The 20,259-nt window shown below is 70.9% G+C and carries 22 protein-coding genes; 10 read left to right on the top strand and 12 right to left on the bottom strand.

Going from position 1 to position 20,259, the window contains the following annotated elements; translation table 11 throughout:
- Positions 1-8 precede the first annotated feature (8 nt).
- Positions 9-989: an AraC family transcriptional regulator gene (locus YIM_RS24350; RefSeq protein WP_153032544.1), complete on the bottom strand. Its 981-nt coding sequence runs from the start codon at positions 987-989 to the stop codon at positions 9-11.
- Between the two features lie 145 nt (positions 990-1,134).
- Here YIM_RS24350 and YIM_RS24345 point away from each other — a divergent pair, with 145 nt between their 5' ends.
- Together YIM_RS24345 and YIM_RS24340 are read left to right on the top strand one after the other, a co-directional pair.
- A complete protein-coding gene (locus YIM_RS24345) occupies positions 1,135-2,025 on the top strand; it encodes an NAD(P)H-binding protein (protein ID WP_153032543.1) in 891 nt (296 codons plus the stop codon).
- Positions 2,026-2,061: 36 nt separating this feature from the next.
- Positions 2,062-2,550 (top strand): DUF1772 domain-containing protein, encoded by a 489-nt coding sequence (locus tag YIM_RS24340; RefSeq protein WP_153032542.1) that lies wholly within the window; start codon positions 2,062-2,064, stop codon positions 2,548-2,550.
- Here YIM_RS24340 and YIM_RS24335 read toward each other — a convergent pair.
- Complete coding sequence (locus YIM_RS24335) at positions 2,532-3,302, bottom strand: alpha/beta fold hydrolase (protein ID WP_153032541.1); 771 nt, start codon at positions 3,300-3,302, stop codon at positions 2,532-2,534. The two genes, YIM_RS24340 and YIM_RS24335, sit on opposite strands and share 19 nt — an antisense overlap.
- Before the next feature lie 129 nt (positions 3,303-3,431).
- Here YIM_RS24335 and YIM_RS24330 point away from each other — a divergent pair, with 129 nt between their 5' ends.
- Entirely contained in the window at positions 3,432-3,980 is a 549-nt protein-coding gene (locus YIM_RS24330; RefSeq protein WP_153032540.1) for a PadR family transcriptional regulator, read from the top strand.
- Between the two features lie 90 nt (positions 3,981-4,070).
- Positions 4,071-5,090 carry an aldo/keto reductase gene (locus tag YIM_RS24325; RefSeq protein ID WP_153032539.1) on the top strand — a complete coding sequence of 340 codons (1,020 nt, stop codon included), beginning with the start codon at positions 4,071-4,073 and terminating at the stop codon, positions 5,088-5,090.
- Here the strand turns inward: YIM_RS24325 and YIM_RS24320 are convergent.
- Genes YIM_RS24320 through YIM_RS24305 form a run of 4 tightly spaced genes read right to left on the bottom strand, consistent with a single transcriptional unit; the run spans position 5,087 to position 10,489 of the window.
- Positions 5,087-6,358: an RNA polymerase sigma factor gene (locus tag YIM_RS24320; RefSeq protein ID WP_153032538.1), complete on the bottom strand. Its 1,272-nt coding sequence runs from the start codon at positions 6,356-6,358 to the stop codon at positions 5,087-5,089. The two genes, YIM_RS24325 and YIM_RS24320, sit on opposite strands and share 4 nt — an antisense overlap.
- A complete protein-coding gene (locus YIM_RS24315) occupies positions 6,355-7,356 on the bottom strand; it encodes a YafY family protein (protein WP_153032537.1) in 1,002 nt (333 codons plus the stop codon). The genes YIM_RS24320 and YIM_RS24315 overlap by 4 nt, the downstream gene beginning before the upstream one ends.
- A 38-nt stretch (positions 7,357-7,394) precedes the next feature.
- Complete coding sequence (locus YIM_RS24310; protein WP_153032536.1) at positions 7,395-9,653, bottom strand: excinuclease ABC subunit UvrA; 2,259 nt, start codon at positions 9,651-9,653, stop codon at positions 7,395-7,397.
- Positions 9,653-10,489 (bottom strand): NAD(P)H-binding protein, encoded by an 837-nt coding sequence (locus tag YIM_RS24305; protein WP_153032535.1) that lies wholly within the window; start codon positions 10,487-10,489, stop codon positions 9,653-9,655. The genes YIM_RS24310 and YIM_RS24305 overlap by 1 nt, the downstream gene beginning before the upstream one ends.
- Before the next feature lie 75 nt (positions 10,490-10,564).
- On the opposite strand from YIM_RS24305, the gene YIM_RS24300 reads away from it, so the two are divergent.
- A complete protein-coding gene (locus tag YIM_RS24300) occupies positions 10,565-11,347 on the top strand; it encodes a TetR/AcrR family transcriptional regulator (protein WP_153032534.1) in 783 nt (260 codons plus the stop codon).
- On the opposite strand, the gene YIM_RS24295 is transcribed toward YIM_RS24300, so the two are convergent.
- The 3 genes from YIM_RS24295 to YIM_RS24285 are packed head-to-tail and all read right to left on the bottom strand — an operon-like array spanning position 11,335 to position 14,468.
- Positions 11,335-11,871, bottom strand: coding sequence for an NADPH-dependent FMN reductase (locus tag YIM_RS24295; protein ID WP_153032533.1), 537 nt, complete (start codon positions 11,869-11,871; stop codon positions 11,335-11,337). The two genes, YIM_RS24300 and YIM_RS24295, sit on opposite strands and share 13 nt — an antisense overlap.
- A gap of 16 nt (positions 11,872-11,887) precedes the next feature.
- Positions 11,888-13,450 carry an MFS transporter gene (locus YIM_RS24290; RefSeq protein ID WP_153032532.1) on the bottom strand — a complete coding sequence of 521 codons (1,563 nt, stop codon included), beginning with the start codon at positions 13,448-13,450 and terminating at the stop codon, positions 11,888-11,890.
- Between the two features lie 34 nt (positions 13,451-13,484).
- Positions 13,485-14,468: a YafY family protein gene (locus YIM_RS24285; protein ID WP_153032531.1), complete on the bottom strand. Its 984-nt coding sequence runs from the start codon at positions 14,466-14,468 to the stop codon at positions 13,485-13,487.
- A gap of 64 nt (positions 14,469-14,532) precedes the next feature.
- On the opposite strand from YIM_RS24285, the gene YIM_RS24280 reads away from it, so the two are divergent.
- Complete coding sequence (locus YIM_RS24280) at positions 14,533-15,192, top strand: alpha/beta fold hydrolase (protein ID WP_153032530.1); 660 nt, start codon at positions 14,533-14,535, stop codon at positions 15,190-15,192.
- A 4-nt stretch (positions 15,193-15,196) separates the two neighbouring features.
- Here the strand turns inward: YIM_RS24280 and YIM_RS48660 are convergent, their stop codons facing one another.
- On the bottom strand, positions 15,197-15,370 hold the full coding sequence (locus YIM_RS48660; RefSeq protein WP_194240279.1) for a hypothetical protein: 174 nt from the start codon (positions 15,368-15,370) through the stop codon (positions 15,197-15,199).
- A gap of 25 nt (positions 15,371-15,395) precedes the next feature.
- Here YIM_RS48660 and YIM_RS24275 point away from each other — a divergent pair, with 25 nt between their 5' ends.
- The gene (locus YIM_RS24275) at positions 15,396-15,914 is read left to right on the top strand and encodes a CGNR zinc finger domain-containing protein (RefSeq protein WP_153032529.1); all 519 of its coding nucleotides are present in this window, start codon (positions 15,396-15,398) and stop codon (positions 15,912-15,914) included.
- The gene (locus tag YIM_RS24270; protein WP_194240278.1) at positions 15,911-16,507 is read left to right on the top strand and encodes a VOC family protein; all 597 of its coding nucleotides are present in this window, start codon (positions 15,911-15,913) and stop codon (positions 16,505-16,507) included. Before YIM_RS24275 ends, YIM_RS24270 begins: the two co-directional genes overlap by 4 nt.
- Here the strand turns inward: YIM_RS24270 and YIM_RS24265 are convergent.
- Positions 16,494-17,051 (bottom strand): hypothetical protein, encoded by a 558-nt coding sequence (locus tag YIM_RS24265; protein ID WP_228004942.1) that lies wholly within the window; start codon positions 17,049-17,051, stop codon positions 16,494-16,496. The two genes, YIM_RS24270 and YIM_RS24265, sit on opposite strands and share 14 nt — an antisense overlap.
- A gap of 102 nt (positions 17,052-17,153) precedes the next feature.
- Here YIM_RS24265 and YIM_RS24260 point away from each other — a divergent pair, with 102 nt between their 5' ends.
- Together YIM_RS24260 and YIM_RS24255 are read left to right on the top strand one after the other, a co-directional pair.
- On the top strand, positions 17,154-17,741 hold the full coding sequence (locus YIM_RS24260; RefSeq protein ID WP_153032526.1) for a TetR/AcrR family transcriptional regulator: 588 nt from the start codon (positions 17,154-17,156) through the stop codon (positions 17,739-17,741).
- Complete coding sequence (locus YIM_RS24255) at positions 17,738-18,493, top strand: SGNH/GDSL hydrolase family protein (RefSeq protein ID WP_153032525.1); 756 nt, start codon at positions 17,738-17,740, stop codon at positions 18,491-18,493. The genes YIM_RS24260 and YIM_RS24255 overlap by 4 nt, the downstream gene beginning before the upstream one ends.
- 399 nt (positions 18,494-18,892) lie before the next feature.
- Here the strand turns inward: YIM_RS24255 and YIM_RS24250 are convergent, their stop codons facing one another.
- Positions 18,893-20,254, bottom strand: a complete 1,362-nt coding sequence (locus YIM_RS24250; RefSeq protein ID WP_228004941.1) for an SPFH domain-containing protein — start codon at positions 20,252-20,254, stop codon at positions 18,893-18,895.
- Between the last annotated feature and the right edge of the window lie 5 nt (positions 20,255-20,259).

Genomic DNA, 20,259 nt, shown 5'->3' with positions numbered 1-20,259 from the left:
ACACCAAGTTAGAAGGCAAGTAGGTCAGCTTCGGTCCTACTTGCACCGCGGGTGCGCACCGATCCCGGCGAGACCCCGACCACGCGCTTGAACGCCCGGCTGAACGCCGCCTCGGACTGGTATCCGAGCTTGCCCGCCAACTCGGCCACGGTCGCGCCCTCCTCGCGCAGCGACGTCAGCGCCACGTTCATCCGCCACCGCGTCACGTAGTGCATCGCGGGCTCGCCGACCAGCTCGGTGAAGCGCGCGGCGAACGCCGAGCGCGACATGGCCAGCTCGTCGGCCAGCGACGCCACCGTCCAGTCGCGGGCGGCGTCGCGGTGGATCAGTGAGATCGCCCGCCCGATCTGGCGGTCCTGCAGTGCACCGAGCCAGCCGGTGCGCGCCACCGGATCGGTCTCCATCCACGACCGGATCGCCTGGATGACCAGGATGTCCGACAGCCGGGTGATCACCGTTTCCCCGCCGGGGCGCGGCTGGGCGGCCTCGGCGATCATCAGCCGCAGGCTGCTCTGGAGCCATTCGGCGTGCGGCGAGTCGGCCGCGGCCACGTAGATCAGCCGCGGCAGCAGTTCGAGCAGCTTGGCGGCGGCCGGGTGGTCGAAGCGCACCGCGCCGCAGATGATGCCGCCCGGCTCGCCTCCCCCGCCGTGGCGCAGGATCGCGTACCGGTCGCTGACGTAGTCGTGCGGCAGCTTCTCGATCGCCGCCGCCGGCAGCCCGCGATCGGTCCAGAGGGCGTGGCCCCGGCCGTGTGGCACCAGCGCGAGATCACCGGGGCGGAGCGCGCGCGGCTCGGCGCCCTCGACCTCCAGCGTGCAGCCGCCGGTGGTCACGACGTGGAACCACACGCAGTCGCGGATGGCCGGGATCGCCACGTGCCACGGCCCGCTCATCTCCGACCGGCAGTAGAACGCGCCGCTCATCCGCAGGAAGTGCAGTGCCTCGCCGAGTGGATCCGCCGGTGCCGGAATGTCGCCCGTCTTCATGGGTCCCGAGTATGGGTGCCGCGAAGATCGTTCGTCCACGGCGGCTGGACGAACGAGCAGGAAACCGCGATGCACGGTCATAGTCTGTCCAGCCGTGCCCGGCCATAGTTGGACGCACAGCAAGGAACCCACCAAGGAGGACACCATGACGATCACCGTGCTGGGCGCGACCGGGAACACCGGCGGCAAGATCGCCGAACTGCTGCTGGCGGCGGGCGAATCGGTGCGGGCCGTGGGCCGTTCGGCGGAGAAGCTGGCGCCGCTGAAGGCGGCCGGCGCCGAACTCGCCGTCGGCGATGCCGCCGATCCCGCTTTCCTGACCGAGGCCTTCCGGGGCGCGGACGCGGTGTACACGCTGCTGCACACCGCTCCCGAGGTCGAGGACTACCACGCCGAACAGGACCGCAAGGGCGAGGCGATCGTCGAGGCGGTCCGCCGGGCGGGGGTGCGGTACGTGGTCTCGCTGAGCAGCGTCGGCGCGGACCGCCCGTCCGGGACCGGGTTCATCGCCAGCCTGCACGCCCAGGAGTTGCGCCTGCGCTCGCTGGAAAAGACCAGCGTGCTGTTGTTGCGGCCGGGTTCGTTCTTCGAGAACTTCCACGCCGCGCTCGGGCTGGTCAAGCAGGCCGGGATCAACGCCGACTCGGTGGCGCCGGAGGCGAAGGTCCCGATGATCGCCGCGCGCGACATCGCCGAGGTGGCCGCCGCCGCGCTGCGCAAGCGGGACTGGACCGGCGTGGTGGTGCGCGAACTGCTCGGCGAGCGCGACCTGAGCTATCCCGAGGCCACCCGGATCCTGGGTGAGGCGCTCGGCCTGCCCGACCTGCCGTACGTGCCGATGCCCGCCGCGGAGATGGCCGAAACCCTGCGGCAGGCCGGGTTCTCGGCGACCTCGGCGCGCCTGCACGTGGAGATGACCGCCGCTTTCAGTGACGGCACCGTCTCCGCGACCGGCGAGCGCACCCCGGCGAACACCACGCCGACGCGGTTCGAGGACTTCGTGCCCGAACTCGCCCACGCCTACCGGCAGCTGTGAAATTCTCCTTTCCCGATCCCCTCCGAGGAGCCTGTGATGCCTGACGCCCTGATCTCCGGACTCACCCTGGCCGCCGCCGTCGGCGCGGGCCTCAACGGCGGCCTGTTCTTCGTCTTCTCCACCTTCATGATGGGCGTGCTCGGCGCCCTGCCACCCGCCCAGGGCATCACCGCGATGCAGGGGGTCAACCGGCGGATCCTCAACCCGCTGTTCGGCCTGGTTTTCGGTGGTACCACGGTGATCTGCCTGTTCCTGGTGGTGGTCACGCCGTTCTCCGGTCAGCCGGGCGGCGGCTGGCGCCTCGGCGGCGCGCTGCTGCTGGTGCTCGGCATGTTCGCCGTCACCATGGTGTTCAACGTGCCGCTGAACAACGCGCTCGACGCGGCCGACGCCGACAGCGCCGAGGGCGCGAGCTTCTGGCGGGATCGCTTCCTGACCCGCTGGACCGCGTGGAATCACCTGCGCACCTTCGCCTGCACCGGGGCCGCCGTCACGCTGACCATCGCCTACGGGGCCAGTGCCTGAGCACGGCGGATCGGGATCAGCGTGGGCCGGGGCGCCGCGGTCAGGAACCTGGTGACGACCGCGGTGGTCAGCTCGGGCTGGTCCACCAGGATCGCGTGGGACGCGCCGGGCACCACCGCCAGCTGGGCCTCGCGCAGGCCCCGGTACAGGGCGAGGGTGTGCTCGGCATGGACCAGGTCGTCGTCCGCGGCGACGACCAGCGTCCGGCATTCGACCCCGCTCAGCTCCTCGGCGGTGCGCGAGGGGTCCGGACTGGCCGGGTCGGTCAGTTTCCGGAACACCACGGGGAAGTGCTCTGCCCCGTCCGGGGAGACCTCGCCGTAGTTGTCGATCACCTCCTGCGGCATCTCCCCGTCGGGATCGGGTTGCACCATGAACCCGTCGGCGGCGAAGGCGGAGCTGATCAGCACCAGCTCCCGCACCAGATCGGGCCGGTGCAGCGCGACCAGCAGCGCGACGAAGCCGCCGTCGCTGTAGCCGACCAGCCGGGCCGGGCCACGCACCACCTGCTCCAGGAAGGCGATGGTGTCCCCGGTCATCCGCTGGTGCGTGATCGGCCCCGGCGCGTCGGCGGTGCGCCCGTGGCCGCGGCGGTCGAACCGGAACACCCGGAAGTGCTCGTTGAGCGCGTCCAGGTTGCCGGTGAACTCCCGCGAATCGCTGAAGCCGCCGTGCAGCAGCACCACCGGTTCCCCCTCGCCGCGCGCCTCGTACCAGGTGCGCGTGCCGTTCAGCTCGATGTGCTCAGCCATCAGTGTTCTCCCTCGTCAGACCGGGTCTGTTCCCTCCCGACGAACTCAAGCACCCCGCACCGACAGTTCTGGATCGAGCGGAAGATCCGACGCTGAGTAACCTGTGCCCATGATCGGGCGGAACGGCTGATGGCGGCGACCACGCGGCTGCTGGTGCTCGGCGCGCTCCGCCGGACCGGCCCGGTGCACGGCTACGACCTGCGCCGCGAACTGCTGGCCTGGGGCGCGGCCGAGTGGGCCAACGTGGCGCCGGGGTCGATCTACAACGCGCTGAAGTCGCTCGAGAAGGAGGAACTGCTCGAGGTCGTCGGCACCGACCGGCAGGGCGCGCGCCCCGAGCGCACGACCTACCGGCTCACCGATGCCGGTGAAGCGGAGTTCCAGCGGCTGCTGCGCGAGAACCTGTGGGACACCCGTGTGCCGAACCACCCGCTGCTGGTCGGCCTGGCGTTCTTCCCCGACCTGCCGTCCGGCGAACTGGCGGCGGCGATGCGTCGGCGGGCCGAGGAGTTGCGGGCACGGGCCGAATCGACCCGCGCCGGGGTCCGCTCGATCCTGGCCGGCGGGCCCATCCCCCGCCACGTCGCCGAGAGTTATCGGTTCGAGGCTGCCCAGCTGGAAGGCGAAGCGACCTGGGCGGCCGAGTTCGCCGACCGGCTGGAGAACGGCGAGTACTGACTCACGGCACCTTTTGGCTTTCGATCGGGCGCCTGCGCCGGTGACCTGCGGCCCCTTGACCTCGTATAGTCAAGCTTGAATAATCACGGCATGAGCACCATGCGATACCGCCTGCTCGGCCGCAGCGGCGTACGAGTCTCCGAGTTGTGCCTGGGCACGATGATGTTCGGCTATCCCGGCCTGGGCGTGGCGACCGCCGGGGAGGCAGCGGGCGCGCTCAAACGCTTCGCCGACGCGGGCGGCAACTTCCTCGACACGGCGAACCAGTACGCCGGTGGCGAGAGCGAACGCGTGGTCGGCGAGCTGATCCGGCCCGATCGCGACCGCTGGGTCCTGGGCACCAAGTACGGGCTGAGCAGCGATCCGGCCGATCCCAACGCCGGTGGCACGCACCGCAAGAACCTGCGGCGCGCGGTCGAAGCGAGCCTCCGACGACTGGGTACCGACTACCTCGACCTGTACTGGGTGCACATCTGGGACAGCTACACCCCGATCGAGGAGGTGGTGACGGCGCTCGACGACCTGGTGCGCTCGGGCAAGGTGCTCTACCTGGGGATTTCCGATACGCCCGCGTGGCTGGTCGCCCGGGCGGTGACGATCGCCGAGGAGCGCGGGCTGACCCCGTTCTCGGCCATCCAGGTGCCCTACAGCCTCGTCGAGCGCACGGTCGAGCGGGAGCTGCTGCCGATGGCGAAGGCGCTGGACCTGGCGGTGACCGGCTGGGCGCCGCTCGGCGGCGGGCTGCTGACCGGCCGCTACGGCTCGGACCGCGAACGCCCGGCCGAGGGCCGCCGCTCCGGGGGCGAGATCGATGAACGCGAGCTGGCCATCGCCGACACGGTCAACGCCATCGCCGAAGCGCGCGGGGCGAGCGCGAGCCAGGTGGCGCTCGCGTGGCTTCGCGCGCAGCAGCACCGCGCGCTGACCATCCCGATCGTCGGCATCCGCAACGAGGACCAGCTCGCCGACAACCTGCGGCTGATCGACCTGGAGCCCGAAGAACTACGACGCCTGGACGAGGCGACGGCCCTGTCCCCCGAATTCCCACACGGCTTCGACGGCGAGCGCTACGCCCACGGCGACGCCGTCGTCGACTACCACCGTGCCTAAGGCGCTTCTCCCCTGGCGCAGGCGGCGGCGCGGTCGGTGAGCAGGGTGCGTTCGCGTTCGTTCCTGGTCATGCCCGCGGCGCGTTCGAACTCGGCGCGGGCTTCGTCGAAGCGGCCGAGCTTGGCCAGGAAGTCACCGCGGACCGAGGGCAGCAGGTGGTAGCTCTTCAGCGAGGACTCCGACAGCAGCGGGTCGACCAGTGCGAGTCCGGCGGCCGGGCCGAAGGCCATCGAGTGCGCCACCGCCCGGTTGAGTTCCACCACCGGCGAGCCCGAGGTGCGGGCGAGTTCGTCGTAGATCTCGGTGATCCGCTGCCAGTCGGTTTCCTCGGCGGTGCGGGCGCGGGCGTGGCAGGCAACGATCGCGGCCTGCAGCCCGTACGGTCCGAGCGGGCCGCCGGCGGATTCGGCCCGCTCCAGCGCGTCGAGCCCGCGCCGGATGAGCAGCTGGTCCCAGCGGGTGCGGTCCTGGTCGAGCAGCAGCACCGGTTCGCCGTTGGGGCCGGTGCGCGCCCGGGCGCGCGAGGCCTGGATCTCCATCAGCGCGACCAGGCCGTGCACCTCGGGTTCCTTCGGGGTCAGCTCGGCCAGCACCCGGCCGAGCCGCAGCGCTTCCTCGCACAGGGCGGGGCGCATCCAGTCGTCGCCCGCGGTGGCCGAGTAGCCCTCGTTGAAGATCAGGTAGATCACTTCGAGCACCGAGGCGAGGCGTTCGGCGCGCTCGGACTCCTCGGGGACCTCGAACGGCACCTTCGCGTCGGCGAGGGTGCGCTTGGCCCGGACGATCCGCTGCTGCACGGTGGCTTCCGAGGCCAGGAAGGCGCGGGCGATCTCCTTGGAGGTGAGCCCGCCGAGCATGCGCAGCGTGAGCGCGACCCTGGCCTCGGTGGTCAGGATCGGGTGGCAGGCGGTGAACACCAGGCGCAGCAGGTCGTCGCCGATGTCCTCGCCGTGCAGCACGGCGTCCTCGGGCGCGTTCGGCGCGTCGGTCTCCATCTCGTGGCCGAGCACCTCGATCTTGCGTTCGAGGGTTTCCCGGCGGCGGATCTGGTCGATGGCCCGGCGTTTGGCGATGGTCATCAGCCAGGCGCCGGGATTGCGCGGCACGCCGCTTTCCGGCCACCGTTCCAGCGCGGCCACCAGCGCGTCCTGGGCCAGTTCCTCGGCCTGGCCGACGTCGCGCACCAGCCTGGCGAGCCCGGCGATCAGCCGTGCCGCTTCGATCCGCCAGACCGCCTCGATCGCGGCGTGCGTTTCGGTAGCCGTCATGGGGAAATCACAGCACTGCCCGCTTCGCCGTCGCAACCGACCCCGCGGGTGACCCTGGCCGAGATCTCCCGCAGGTGCGCGATCAGCTCGGGCGGGCCGTGCACTTCGAACTCGCAGCCGAGCATGACCAGCCGGGAAGCCAGCCATTCCAGGGTGTCGCCGTAGCCGTGGAGGCGGCAGCTGTGCTCGTCGATGGCTTCGAGGTGGTCGCCGGCGTCGCCGAGGCGGGTGCGGGCCTGCTCGATGGGCAGGTGCAGGGTCGCTTCGGCCTGGTAGGTCGGCACGAGCGAGTACATCTTGCTGGTCAGGTAGGTGGCCGCGTCCTCGGCGGGCAGTTCGCGGGGCTGGGCGCGGGCGCCGGTGGCGAGCGGGTCACGGATGCGGTCGGCGCGGTAGATGCGCCAGTCGTCGCGGTCGAGGTCGAAGGCGACCAGGTACCAGCGGCGCCCGGCGGAGACCAGCCGGTGCGGTTCGGTGTGGCGCTTGCCGTCGGCGCCTTCGTTGGTGAGGTAGGAAAAGCGCAGCCGTTCGCGGTTGGTGACGGCGGCGGCGATGACGGTCAGGACCGCCGGGTCGACGGTCTGGGTGCCCGGGGTCAGCGCGGGCACGGTCGCGCCGCTGAGCGCGCCGACGCGGTAGCGCAGCCGCGAGGGCAGCACCTGTTCGAGTTTGGTCAGTGCGCGCACGGAGGCTTCTTCGATGCCGGTGATCGCGTTGCCCGCCGCGGTGCGCAGGCCCAGTGCGATGGCGACGGCTTCCTCGTCGTCGAGCAGCAGCGGCGGGATGGCGGCGCCGGCGACGAGCCGGTAACCGCCGTCGGCGCCCATGGTGGCTTCGACCGGGTAGCCGAGGTCGCGCAGCCGGTCGATGTCGCGGCGGATGGTGCGCGGACTGACGCCGAGGCGCCCGGCCAGTTCACTGCCCGGCCATTCGCGCGGGGTCTGCAGCAGGGAGAGCAGGCTGAGCAGCCGAGCGGTGGCAGGCTTCGCGTCGGTCATGACGCTCAGCCTGCCACCTCTCTAGGACGGCACCTGACCTACATCGGCGAGAGATCCTGACGCAGGAAGTCGGCGGTGTAGGAGCCGGTGGCTTCGAGCAGGGCCGCCGGTGGGCCTTCGAACAACACGGTCCCGCCCCCGCTGCCGCCTTCGGGACCGAGGTCGATGATCCAGTCGGCGTTGCGGATCACGTCCAGGTTGTGCTCGATCACGATCACCGTGTTCCCCTGGGCGACCAGGCGTTCCATGATCTCGAGCAGGTGCCCGACGTCGGACATGTGCAGCCCGGTGGTCGGCTCGTCCATCACGTAGATCGAGCCGGCCTTGTGCAGTTCGGTGGCGAGCTTGATGCGCTGGCACTCGCCGCCGGACAGCGTGCTCAGCGGCTGCCCCAGCTTCAGGTAGTCGAGCCCGACGTCGTTGACCGCGCGCAGCACCTCGCGCAGCTTCTTCTCGGTGAAGAACTCGACCGCCTCGGCCGCGGTCATCTCCAGCACGTCGCTGATCGACCGGCCGCGCAGCTTGTGCTCGAGCACGTCCTCGGAGAACCGCCGCCCGTCGCAGATCTCGCACACCGACTTGAGCCCGTCCATGAACGCCAGGTCGGTGTAGATCACCCCGAGTCCCTGGCAGTTCTCGCAGGCGCCCTTCGAGTTCGCGCTGAACAGGGACGGGCTGACGCCGTTGGCCTTGGCGAACAGCTTGCGGATCCCGTCGAGCAGCCCGGTGTAGGTGGCGGTGTTGGACCGCCGCGAGGTGCCGACCGCGGCCTGGTCGATCACGATCGCGCCGGGGTGCTCGGCCAGGAACGCGTCGTTGACCAGTGAGCTCTTGCCCGAACCGGCCACCCCGGTGACCACGGTGAGCACCCCGGCGGGGAACTTCACCGTGACGTCCTTGAGGTTGTGGCTGTTCGCCCCGGCCACGGTGTACCAGCCCGAGGGCTGCCGCGGCTCGGTCTTGAGCGGCAGCCGGTTGCGCAGGAACCGCCCGGTCAACGTGTCGGCCCCGGCCAGCTCGGAGACGCTGCCCTCGAACACCACCTCACCGCCGCGGGAACCGGCGTGCGGGCCCATGTCCACCACGTGGTCGGCGATCGCGATCACGTCGGGGTCGTGCTCCACCACGAGCACCGTGTTCCCCTTGTCCCGCAGTTTGACCAGCAGTTCCTTGAGCCGGTGCACGTCACGCGCGTGCAGCCCGACGCTGGGCTCGTCGAAGATGTACATCATTTCGGTCAGGCTGCTCGAAAGGTGCCGGACCATCTTGATGCGCTGCGACTCGCCGCCGGACAGCGTGGTGGTCTCGCGGTCCAGGCTGAGGTAGCCGAGGCCGATGGCGACCAGGTTCCCGATCCGGTCGATCAGGCTGTCCAGCACCGTTTTCGCCGTCGGCACCTCCAGCTTGCCCAGCAGGGTGACCAGTTCACCGGCTTCCATGGCGGTGAAGTCGGCGATGTTGTAGCCCTCGATCCGGCAGTCGAGCGCGGCGCGGGCGAGCCGGGTGCCCTCGCACACCGGGCACACCCGCGAGGTGACGAACCGCAGGAAGATCTCGCGGTTGCGGTCGGACATGCCGTCCTTCTTGATGTAGAGCCGGGTGAACCGGTCCACCAGGCCCTCGTACTTGGCGTTCATCGAGCCGCCCTGCCACTGCATGACGAGCTTGCCCTCGCCGTGCAGCAGCTGCTGCCACTCGGCTTCGTCGTAGTCGGCCAGCGGTTTGTCGTTGTCGAAGAAGCCGGAGCCGGTGTAGGTGCCCAGCACCCAGCCGCCGACGGCGAAGTCCGGGTGCTGGACCGCGCCCTCGTTCAGCGACTTCGACCGGTCGAGGAACTTGTCCAGGTCCAGCTGCACCGCCCGGCCGAGGCCTTCGCACTCCGGGCACATGCCCTGCGGGTCGTTGAAGGAGAAGGCGTTGGAGTACCCGGCGTGCGGCTGCCCGGCTCGGGAGAACAGCAGGCGCAGCAACGGGTTGATGTCGGTGATGGTGCCCACGGTGGAGCGGGAGTTCCCGCCGAGCCGCTTCTGGTCGATGATGATCGCGGCCGAGATGTTCTCGATCGCGTCGAGGTCGGGCTGGCCGTAGCTGGGCAGGAAGTTCCGCGCGAACGCGGTGAAGGTCTCGTTGAGCTGGCGCTGGGCCTCGGCGGCGATGGTGTCGAACACCATCGAGGACTTGCCGGAGCCGGACACGCCGGTGAACACGGTGATCTGCCGCTTCGGAATGCTCAGCGAGACGTTCTTGAGGTTGTTCTCCCTGGCCCCGGTGATCCGGATGTGGTCGGGCTGCTGCATCAGCGGAACGCTCCGGCGTTGTCGATGGCCCACTGCTGGTAGGTGGTTCCCGGTTCGCCCATGAGTTCCCGGTAACCGGGTTCGGGGACCTGCGGGTGTTCGGTGGCTTCGGCGAACCCGTCGAGCAGCCAGTCGGCCACCTCGCCGGGAATGCCGTGGTCGAGCCAGACCTGCCGGTGCTCGGCCCTGGTCAGCTCGTGGAACCGGATCTCGGTGCCAAGTGCCGCGGCGATCGCGGCCACCTGCCCGGCCTGGGTGATCGACTCCGGGCCGGACAGGGTGATCTTGCGGCCGGTGTGCCCGCTCTCGGTGAGCACCTTGGCCGCCACCCTGGCGATGTCACGCAGGTCGATCGGGGTCTGCGCGGCGTCGGGATAGGCCGAGCTGACCGTGCCACTGGCGCGGATCTCGTCGGCCCAGCCCAGTGTGTTGTTGGCGAAGACCCCCGGCCGCAGGAAGGTCCAGTCGAAGCCCGCCGCCTCCACCGCGCGCTCGACCTTGAGGTAGTGCGCTCCGCTGGAGCCCTCGCGTTCCTCTTCGTCGGCGTTGCTGCCCGACAGCGCCACGACCCGGCCCACGCCCGCCTCGCGTGCCAGTTCGGTGAACTCCACCACGGTGTCCGGCAGCGGCGCCAGGTACACCGCGTCGACCCCCTTGAGCGCGGCGGGCAGCGTCCCGGGACGGCCGAGGTAGCCGGTGACCACGTCGACATCCTCCGGCAGTGCCGCCTTCTCCGGGTTCACGGTCAGCGCCCGTACCGGCGCCCCCAGTGCCACCAGCTCGTCGACGACCAGGCGGCCGACGCTGCCGGTGGCGCCCGTGACCAGAATCGTCACTATTCCCCACTCCTTTTCGTATGCCATACGAGAACGACCTAGCGTACACCATACGAGAATGTAGGATCCAGTGCCGTGACGGTTGAACACAGTGGTGGTGGCGATCCGGACCGCAGCCTGCGGCTGCTCTGGCGGGATCGGCACGCCGAGCCCGAGCCGGCCAGGGGCCGCAGGCCGCGGCTGAGCCTGGAGGCCATCGTGGCCACGGCCATCCGGGTGGCCGACGCCGACGGGCTGGCCGCGGCGTCGATGCACCGGGTGGCCAAGGAGCTGGGCGCGGGCACGATGACGCTCTACTCCTACGTGCCCGCCAAGGACGAGCTGATCGACCTGATGGTCGACGAAGTCCTCGGCGAGGACCCCCTGCCCGGTCCCGGCGAGCCGCGGCCGGAGGGCTGGCGCGCGCAGATCGGGCTGTACTCCGAGCGCACGCGCCAGGCCTACCGGCGGCACCCGTGGCTGCGGCAGATCTCGATGACCCGCCCGGCGCTGGGGCCCGCCATCATCCACCGCCAGGAGTACCTGCTCTCCACGCTCGCCGGGATCGGGCTGACCCACCGGCAGATGGCCGCGGCCGCGGCGAGCCTCGCGACCTTCGTCGAGTCCAACGCCGCGGTCGAGGCCGACACCGCCTACCTGGAGCGGGTCACCGGGCAGAGCGCCGACACCTGGTGGCACCAGCGGCAGGTGTTCTGGGACGACTACTTCGACCAGGCCGCCAATCCGACCATCGTCGAGGTGTGGGAGCACGACGGGTTCGAACTCGGCGCCCAGGACGCCGCGGCCGAGGCCTACGACTTCGGCCTCAACCGCCTGCTCGACGGGATCGAGGCGCTGGTGTCCCGTCAGCTGCCGTAGGCGTGTGTGGCGCGGGCGGTGCGCAGGGCCCGCGCCCACCACACGAGCTGGCCGAGCATGACCGCGGCCGCGTCGTTGACCGCCTTGGCGTCCTTGGGTTCGCCGTCGGGGGTGAACTGCGCGCCGGCGTTGTGGAAGCTGACCGTCTCGCGCACGGTGACCGCGTGCAGTTCGGCCAGCACCACGCGCAGGGCCTCGACCGCGCGCAGGCCGCCGGAAAGCCCGCCGTAGCTGACGAACGCGACCGGCTTGCCGCGCAGTTCGCCGCCGATGGAGTCCAGCGCGATCTTCAGCGGGCCCGGGAAGCTGTGGTTGTACTCGGGCGTGATCACCACGACCCCGTCGGCGGCGTTCAGCCGTCGTGACAGTTCCTCACCGGGGTACGGGATCTCCGCGAGATCGACCGGGTCGACCGTGATTTCGGGGTGGCGGGCGGCCTGGTCGGTGAACCAGTCCGCGACCACCGGCGCGAACCGTCCTTCCCGGACACTCGCGGTGAGCACGGCGATCTGGAGCTGGGACATGACAGGACCCTTCTGGTTACTGGGAAACACGGACTTCTTCGTCGCTGGTGTTCGAGGTGTCGGGGCGGACGTGGCGGAGCAGGACCACGGCGAGCACGGCCAGCCCGGCGGTGATCACGGCGCTGATCCACGAGTTGACGTGGAAGCCGTCGGTGAACGCGGTCCTGGCCACGGTGAGCAGCTGTTCGGCGGTGCCGGCCGGTAGTTCGGCGGCGACGGTGACCGCGCCGCCGAGGGTGTCGTGCGCGACGGTGGCCAGCTCGGGCGGGATGCCGTCCGGGGTGCCTTCGGTGACGCCGATCCGGTAGACGGCGGTGCCGATGCTGCCGAGGATCGCGATGCCCAGTGCCATGCCGAGTTCGCTGCCGGTCTCCGAGAGCGCGGATGCGGCGCCGGTGCGCTCGGGTGGCGCGGAGGCCATGATCAGGTCGGTGGTGACCGTCATGGCCGGGCCGAAACCGAAGGACAGCAACGCGAATCCGGTGACCACGGCGGCGATCCCCGATTCGGGTTCGGTGAAGGTGAGCAGCACGAACCCGGCCACGGCGAGCATCATGCCGCCGCCGAGCACGTACGGCGCCCGGATCCGGCGGACGATGGCCGGGGCGAGCATGGTGCCCGCGACACCGGCCACTGTGGACGGAACCGTCCACAGTCCGGCTTCCAGCGGGGAAAGCCCGAGCACCAGCTGCAGGTACTGGGCGACGAAGAAGAAGCCGCCCGCGACGCCGAACACGGCCAGCGTCTGCACGGTGATCGAGGCGGTGAACCCGCGGTTGCCGAACAGCCCGAGGTCCAGCAGCGGTTCACGCAGGGTGCGCTGGCGCCGGACGAAGGCGTAGAGGACCAGCAGCCCACCGGCGAACGCGGCCGCGGCGAGCCAGCCGAATCCGGCCTCGGCGAACTTCTTCAGCCCGTAGACGGTGGCCAGCATGCCGATCAGCGACAGCGCGACACTGGCGAGGTCGACCCCGCTCGCCCCGTCGTTGCGGCTTTCCGGCAAGAGAATGGGCCCGACCACCAGCAGGAGCAGCATCACCGGAACGCCGAGCAGGAACACCGAGCCCCACCAGAAGTTCTCCAGCAGCACGGCGCCGAGCAGCGGGCCGAGCGCGCTGCCCGCGGTGAAGCTGGTCATCCACACCGAGATGGCCACGGTGCGCTGGGCGGGGTCGTGGAAGAGGTTGCGGATCAGCGACATGGTCGAGGGCATCAGGGTCGCGCCGGCGATGCCGAGCACCGCGCGAGCCACGATCAGCATTTCCGCGCTGGTGGAGAAGGCGGCCACGGCCGACGCCACGCCGAACGCGGCACCGCCGATCAGCAGCAGGCGGCGCCTGCCGATCCGGTCCCCCAGCGAGCCCATGGTGATCAGGAAGCCGGCGATCAGGAAGCCGTAGATGTCGTTGATCCACAGCAGTTGGGTGCCGGTCGGTTTCAGGTCCGCGCTCAGCGCCGGGACGGCCAGTCCCAGCACGTTCATGTCCAGCGCGATCAGCAGGGTGGGCAGGGCGAGCGCGGCCAGTCCCAGCCACTCCCGCCTGCCCGCCCTCGGGGGTGCGTGCTCATGTGCGGTCATGTGGCCGACGGTAGAACCTAAACCTTGGTTGAAGTCAACTTTTGTCCGGTTCGGCCGGTGCGGCCCAGGTCAGGGCGGCGGCGCAGCGGGCCGCGAGTTCGGCCATGGCCGCCCGCAGTTCGGGACCGCCTTCGACGCGGAAACCGAAGGGTGCGGTGGCCAGCCATTCCTGGGCGTACATCGCCGGATTGCGGGTGCTGCCGACGAGCACGCAGCCCGCACCGTCGGGTTCGAGCCTGCCCATCGGCGGCCGGGCCCACTGGCGCACCCGCTCGATCGGCGCGTCGAAGGAGACCCGGGTGGTGAACTGCCAGCCGGTGCCCAGGTTCTCCTCCAGCGCCACCACCGGGTCCAGGCCTTCGGGCGGGGTGAAGGCGCGGGCCGTCCGTTCGACCGCGCGCACGCGGTCGATGCGGTAGGTGCGGGTCGCTTCCGCGCGGTGGGAGTGGCAGAGCAGGTACCAGCGCCCGTGCCGGGCGACCACCGCCCATGGGTCCACTTCGGACACCCAAGGTTCGCCGCGCTCACCGCGGTAGGTGAGCATCACCCGGACGCGGTCGGCGACCGCGCCGACGAGTGTGCTGGTGATCAGCGGGTCCGGACTGGTGGCGTAGCGGTCCGGCGCGGCGGCGGCGTGCTCGCGCAGCGCGGCCGCCTCCCGGCCGACGCCTTCGGGCAGGGCCCGGATGACCTTGCCCAGCGCGTCGCCCACCAGGTCACCGGCCGTCGCCGCGGCCGGCCTGCCGTCCAGCACGGCCATCACCAGGCCGAGCGCTTCGGCTTCGGTGAACACCACCGGCGGCAGCCGGGTGCGGCGGCCGAGCCGGTATCCGCCGTGCGGGCCGCGCACCGAATCGACCGGGATCCCGGCCTCCCGCAGGATCTCGACATAGCGGCGGGTGGCGCGCGGTGTCACGCCCAGCCGCGACGCCAGTTCCGCGGCGGGCACCACGGCACGCGACTGCAGGATTTCCAGCGCGCGCAGGACCCGGGCGGTGGGACTCGGTTCGGTCGGCACGATTTCGCAGGCTAGCCGAGTAGAGGAAGCAGATCGTCCGCTACTGGGGTTAGCGTGACCGGCCATGAAGATCTTGCTCATTCCCGGTCTGTGGCTCGACGGTTCGGCCTGGGACGACGTAGTGCCCGAACTCATCGCGCGCGGGCACCGCCCGGTGCCGCTCACGCTGCCCGGCGACACCCTGGCCGACCACCTCGACGCGGTACTGGCCGCGCTCACCGAGCCCGCGCTGGTCGTGGGACATTCGGCGGCGAGCACGCTCGCCTGGCTGGCCGCGGACGCCCGCCCGGACCTGGTGGCCGGGGTGGTGTTCGTCGGCGGCTTCCCCGCTCCCGACGGACGGCGCTACGCCGACTTCTTCCCCGCGGTCGACGGTCTGGTGCCCTTCCCCGGCTGGGAACCGTTCGCCGGCCCCGATTCCGCCGACCTGGACGAGGCCGCCAGGCAGCGGTTCGCCGGCGCCGCGATCCCCGTGCCCGCGGGGGTCACCCAGGCCGTGGTGCACCTGCGCGACGACCGGCGCTACGACGTACCGGCGACCTTGGTGTGCCCGGAATTCAGTGCGGCCGAGGCACGGGAATGGGTCACCGCCGGGGACATCCCGGAACTGGCCGCCGCCAAGAACGTGACCTTCGCCGACCTCGATTCCGGGCACTGGCCCATGTTCACCAAGCCCGCCGAACTCGCCGCGCTGCTCGCCGGGGCCGCTCGGGAACGCCCGTGACCGTTCACCTCGGCTGAGCGCCACCGGTCGCGCCGACCAGCCGCCCGTCCAGGCGGACCAGCCAGCTGCCGCAGACGCAGCGGCGGTAGCAGAGGGTGCCGTCGCCGGTGCGGTGCCGGGAATCGGGCGTGGTCTCCTCGGCGGGCCAGCCGCAGCGAGGACAGTGTTCGACGTTCATGCCTCCAGCGTGGTGTAATGGTTCAGTGCACTTCAACCCTTACGGCGGTTCGGCGGCCCGGGTGGCCGCCGGGCTGGTGAACCTGGGCCGCGCCCCGGCCGCCGAACTGGTGGCGATGATGCGCTCGTGCGGCATGACCCTGCGGCGGCTGAGCGCGGCCGACGCCTCGGCCGTGGCGGACTGGGGTGACCGCCTGCGCCCGATATTCGCCGAGTCCGATGTGGACAAACGGGTGGAGATGGTGAACGAGCTGCTCGCGGCGTCCGCGTGCCGCCCGTTCATCTCCCGCCATGACGGGCTTCCCGCGCACCTGCACTACGCGAGCGAGCACTCGGGCGCGGTCCGTCGGTTGCAGGCCTACACCGCCGGCGGGCTGGCGCACCTGCTCTGCGAGGAACCCGAGCGACTCGGCACCTGCGCCCGCGAAGGCTGCGACACTGTCTACGTGGACACCTCACGCAACGGGCGGCGCCGCTTCTGCACCACCAAATGCGCCACCCGCGTCTACGTCGCCGATCACCGCGATCGGCAGCGTGCCGGATGAACCGTCTCGATCACGTCCTGCTCGGCGTGCGCGACCTCGACGCGGCGCGGGAGCGGCTGCGCCGCGAGTGGGGCCTGGGCACCGTGCCCGGCGGGTCACCGGCTCCCGGGGTCACCAACGCGGTGGTTCCGCTGGAGCCGCCGGTCTACCTGGAACTGGTCACCGCCACCGATCCCGGCGCCGGTGAGGCCGCCGCGGGCCTGGCGGCCGCGACGGCACTGGGCGATCGCCTGTTCACCTGGGCGATCGAGCCGGACGATCTCGACGCCCACGCCGCCCGGCTGGGCATCGAGCCGATGAGCGGCGGCGGGAACACCGGGCGCTGGCGGCTGCTCGGTGAGGTCGAGCCGGAGCGGCCGTTCTTCATCGAATACGACGTCGCCCGTGCCGATCGCCTCGCGGGCTGGCAACGCGCCTACGCCGAAGCGGCACACGACTGCGCACCCGGCGGGGTGACGTACCTGGAGATCGGCGGCGAAGGGTTACCGTCGTGGACGGGCGAGGTCGACGTGCCGTTGCGCCTGGCCGGTGGGCCGCCACGGCTCGCCGCGGTCGGGATCGCCAGCGCCCGGGGCGAGATCATCCTGCGGTGACGCGGCCGAGCCGGATCGCCGAGACGAGGAAGAACAAGCCGCCGAAGGTGGCGTACCCGGCCAGGTTGACCAGTGACGCGTTCGGCTGGGCGGCCTGCAGGAAGAAGAACGTTCCGGCGACCGTGGAGATGGCCCCGCTGACGATCATCGGCCACTGACCGCCCAGCTCGCGGCGGCTCACGCCGATGACGAGCTGGGTGAGGCCCGAGACGACCGCCCAGATCCCCCACACGCGCAGTACCGCCGGGATACCGGAAGCGGCGGCGAAGGCGAGGCCGATCCCGGCGAGGCCGCTGATCGCGATGTTCACGTACAGGCCCAGCGCGGGCCCGCCGGCGGCGCGCGCCGAGCGAACGTCGACCAGGGCCGCGGCGACGTCGAACAAGGGGTACAGCACGAGCAACGCGACGCTGAGCGGCCCGAGCCGCGACGCGCTCGTGAACAGCAGGCCCGCCCACACGATGGCGAAGCCGAAACGGGCGAAGTAGAGGCGTCGCAGGGCGGGTGCGACGGTGCCGGAATCGGCGGCGGTACTGGTGCTCACAAGTGCTCCCAAGTAGTGGGTAGAACGTTCGGTCTAGCTCGAGACTGGCACCGTTTCGCGACGCCGTCAAGACCGAACGTTCTATCTGCTAGCCTGTGCTTGATGAACAACACCTCCGAAGCGCGGTCCCGCCTGCTCGCCACGGCGACCCGGCTCTTCTACACGGAGGGCATCCACGCCGTGGGCATCGACCGGATCGTGGCCGAGGCGAAGGTGACCCGCGCGACGCTGTACCGGCACTTCCCCGGTAAGGACGACTTGATCGTCAGCTACCTGCGCGAAGCCGACCAGGCCATCCGCCGCGACGTGGACGCCGCCGTGGCGCGCGACCTGCCCGCACCCGAGACGCTGATGGCCATCGCGGAAGGGATCGCGGGGGGCATCCGCTCCCCCGGCTTCCGGGGTTGCGCCTTCCTCAACGCCGCGGCGGAATACCCGGATCCGGCCCATCCCGTGCACCAGGCCGTGCTCGCCCATCGCCAGTGGTTCTCGAATGCGATCACCGAGGTGCTGTCCCGCATCGGGGACGCACCGGCCGAACCCGCCGCCCGGCACTTCGTCCTGCTGCGGGACGGCGCCATGGCGACCGGCTGCCTGTCCGATCCCGCACCGATCTGCGAGTCGTTCCTCCACGGGGTCCAAGACCTGCTCCGGCTCCGGCAGAGCGGGGATGGCACCATGGTCAGGTGAGCAAGCGCTTAGTTGCAGTGGGAGACTCCTTCACCGAAGGAGTCGGGGACGAGGACGCCGCTTCGCCGAACGGGGTACGCGGCTGGGCCGACCGGGTCGCCGAGGTGCTGGCGGCCGCGGACGAGGAGTTCCGGTACGCGAACCTGGCGGTGCGCGGCAAGCTGCTGCGGCCGATCCTGGCCGAGCAGCTCGAACCGGCGCTGGACCTCAAGCCCGATCTGGTCACCTTCTACGCCGGCGGCAACGATCTGATGCGCCCCAAGGTGGACATCGATGGGCTGATGGTCCACTACGAGAAGGCGGTCGCCCGGCTGACCGCCGCCGGTGCGGTGGTGGTGCTGTTCACCGGGGTGGACGGGGTCGAGGACGCGTTGTTCCGCAAGATACGCGGGCGCGTGGCGGTCTACAACGAGTTCGTCCGGGGCATCGCCGAGCGCCACGGCGCACTGCTGGTGGACATGTGGTCGATGCGGCAGCTGCGCGACCGGCGGCTGTGGTCGGCCGACCGGCTGCACCTGAACTCGCTGGGGCACCGGGAGATCGCCATCGCGGTGCTCGACGTGCTCGGCACCGCGCACACCCTGGAGAGCACCCGGCTCGGCCCGGCCGAAGCGGCCCCGGTCCGGGTTCGCCGCCGGGAGAACCTGCGCTGGGCGCGCGAGCACGCGCTGCCGTGGGTGGGCAGGCGCCTGCGCGGTGAGTCCTCGGGGGACAACCTCCCGCCGAAACGCCCGGAACTCCGCCCCTACTGAATTTCGGCGATGAGCGCGCCGAACGCATCGGCGGCGAGTGGTGCGCTGGCAACGGCGGACGATGTCGCGATGACGGGTGCGCAGCCCGATCCGGCGGTCGACGCCGAGCACGGCGAGATCGTCCCGGTCGGCGGCTGCGCTCGCACCGGCCGGGGCCGCGCGGCACACCGCGTTCCGGATCGCGGTTTCCGTGGCACCGGGCCGGGCGAGCAAATGGTCCGAGGCCGCCGAACATCAGGCGTCTCGTGCGTGCTTGCGGTGCACGGTTTGCTTGGTGACACCGAGCCGGCTCGCGCGCGGCGGGCCACCGCACGCCATCCCGCGTCGGGATCGACGTGGCAGCAAAATGAGGGTGGCTCCCCAGCCGGGAGCCACCCTCATTCCGTGTCCTGCGGCGTTCTACTGCTGTCGCGGCGGGCCCGAGTAGGGGCCGTTTCCGGGGCCCTGCCCGGGGAACGGGCCGCTCGGCGGGTTCTGCCCCGGCTGCTGCTGGTAGGGCGGCTGCGCCTGCGGGAACGGCCGCGCCCCGCCCTGCGGCGGTGACTGCGGCAGCTGCGCGGGCGGCGCCTGCCGCTCGGTGGGCTCCGGCTCGGACGGCGGCTCGTTGTCCCCGCGCAGGGCGGCCAGGGCCGGCGGGGTGGTGCGCGGCGCGGTCAGCGGGCTCGGCACTTCCTGCCGGGCCACGGCTTCGGCGGCGCGGACCGCTTCGGCGACCTTCGGGTCGGTGGAGGTGTCGAACCAGGCGGCCACCTCTTCGTCGTCGATCGAGGGGCGCTCGGCCTCGTCGTAGGCGGGCGGCTCGTAGCGGAACACACCGTCGTCGCCGGGTGCGCCGAGCGAGCGGGCGAAGCCTTCCAGCGCCTTGCCGTAGTCGCTGGGCACCATCCAGACCTTGTTCGAGTCGCCCTGCGCCATCTGCGGCAGGGTCTGCAGGTACTGGTAGGCAAGGACTTCCGGGGTCGGGCGCCCGGCCTTGATCGCGGCGAACACCTTCTCGATCGCCTTGGCCTGGCCCTGCGCCTGCAGGTAGCGGGCGGCTCGTTCACCCTGCGCCCGCAGGATCCGCGACTGCCGTTCCGCCTCGGCGGCCAGGATCGCGGCCTGCTTGGCACCTTCGGCGGCGAGGATCTGGCTCTGCTTCTGGCCTTCCGCGGTCTTGATCGCCGATTCCCGCTGACCTTCGGCGGTCAGGATCATCGCGCGCTTCTCGCGGTCGGCGCGCATCTGCTTCTCCATCGAGTCCTGAATGGACGGAGGAGGGTCGATCGCCTTCAGCTCGACGCGGGCCACGCGGATGCCCCACCGGCCGGTAGCCTCGTCGAGCACGCCGCGCAGCTGGCCGTTGATCTGGTCGCGCGAGGTCAGCGTCTCTTCCAGGCTCATGCCACCGACCAGGTTCCGCAGCGTGGTGGTGGTCAGCTGCTCGACACCGACGATGTAGTTGGAGATCTCGTAGACCGCCGCGCGCGAGTCGGTGACCTGGAAGTAGACCACCGTGTCGATGGACACGGTCAGGTTGTCCTGGGTGATCACCGGCTGCGGCGGGAAGGAGACCACCTGTTCACGCAGGTCGATCCGGGCGCGCACCTTGTCCAGGAACGGGACCAGGAAGTTCAGGCCGGGCGAGGCCACGGTGCGGAATCTGCCCAGTCGTTCGATCACCGCGGATTGTGCCTGCGGGACCACCATGATCGCCTTCGCGACGGTGACGATCACCAGCAGCACGACGATCGCGACGACGATTATCGCTGCGGTTGACAAGTTCG

The organism is Amycolatopsis sp. YIM 10 (assembly GCF_009429145.1).
Classification (GTDB): Bacteria; Actinomycetota; Actinomycetes; order Mycobacteriales; family Pseudonocardiaceae; genus Amycolatopsis.
The sequence above is the reverse complement of the archived record's forward strand: the minus strand, read 5'-3'. Positions and strand labels throughout refer to the sequence as shown.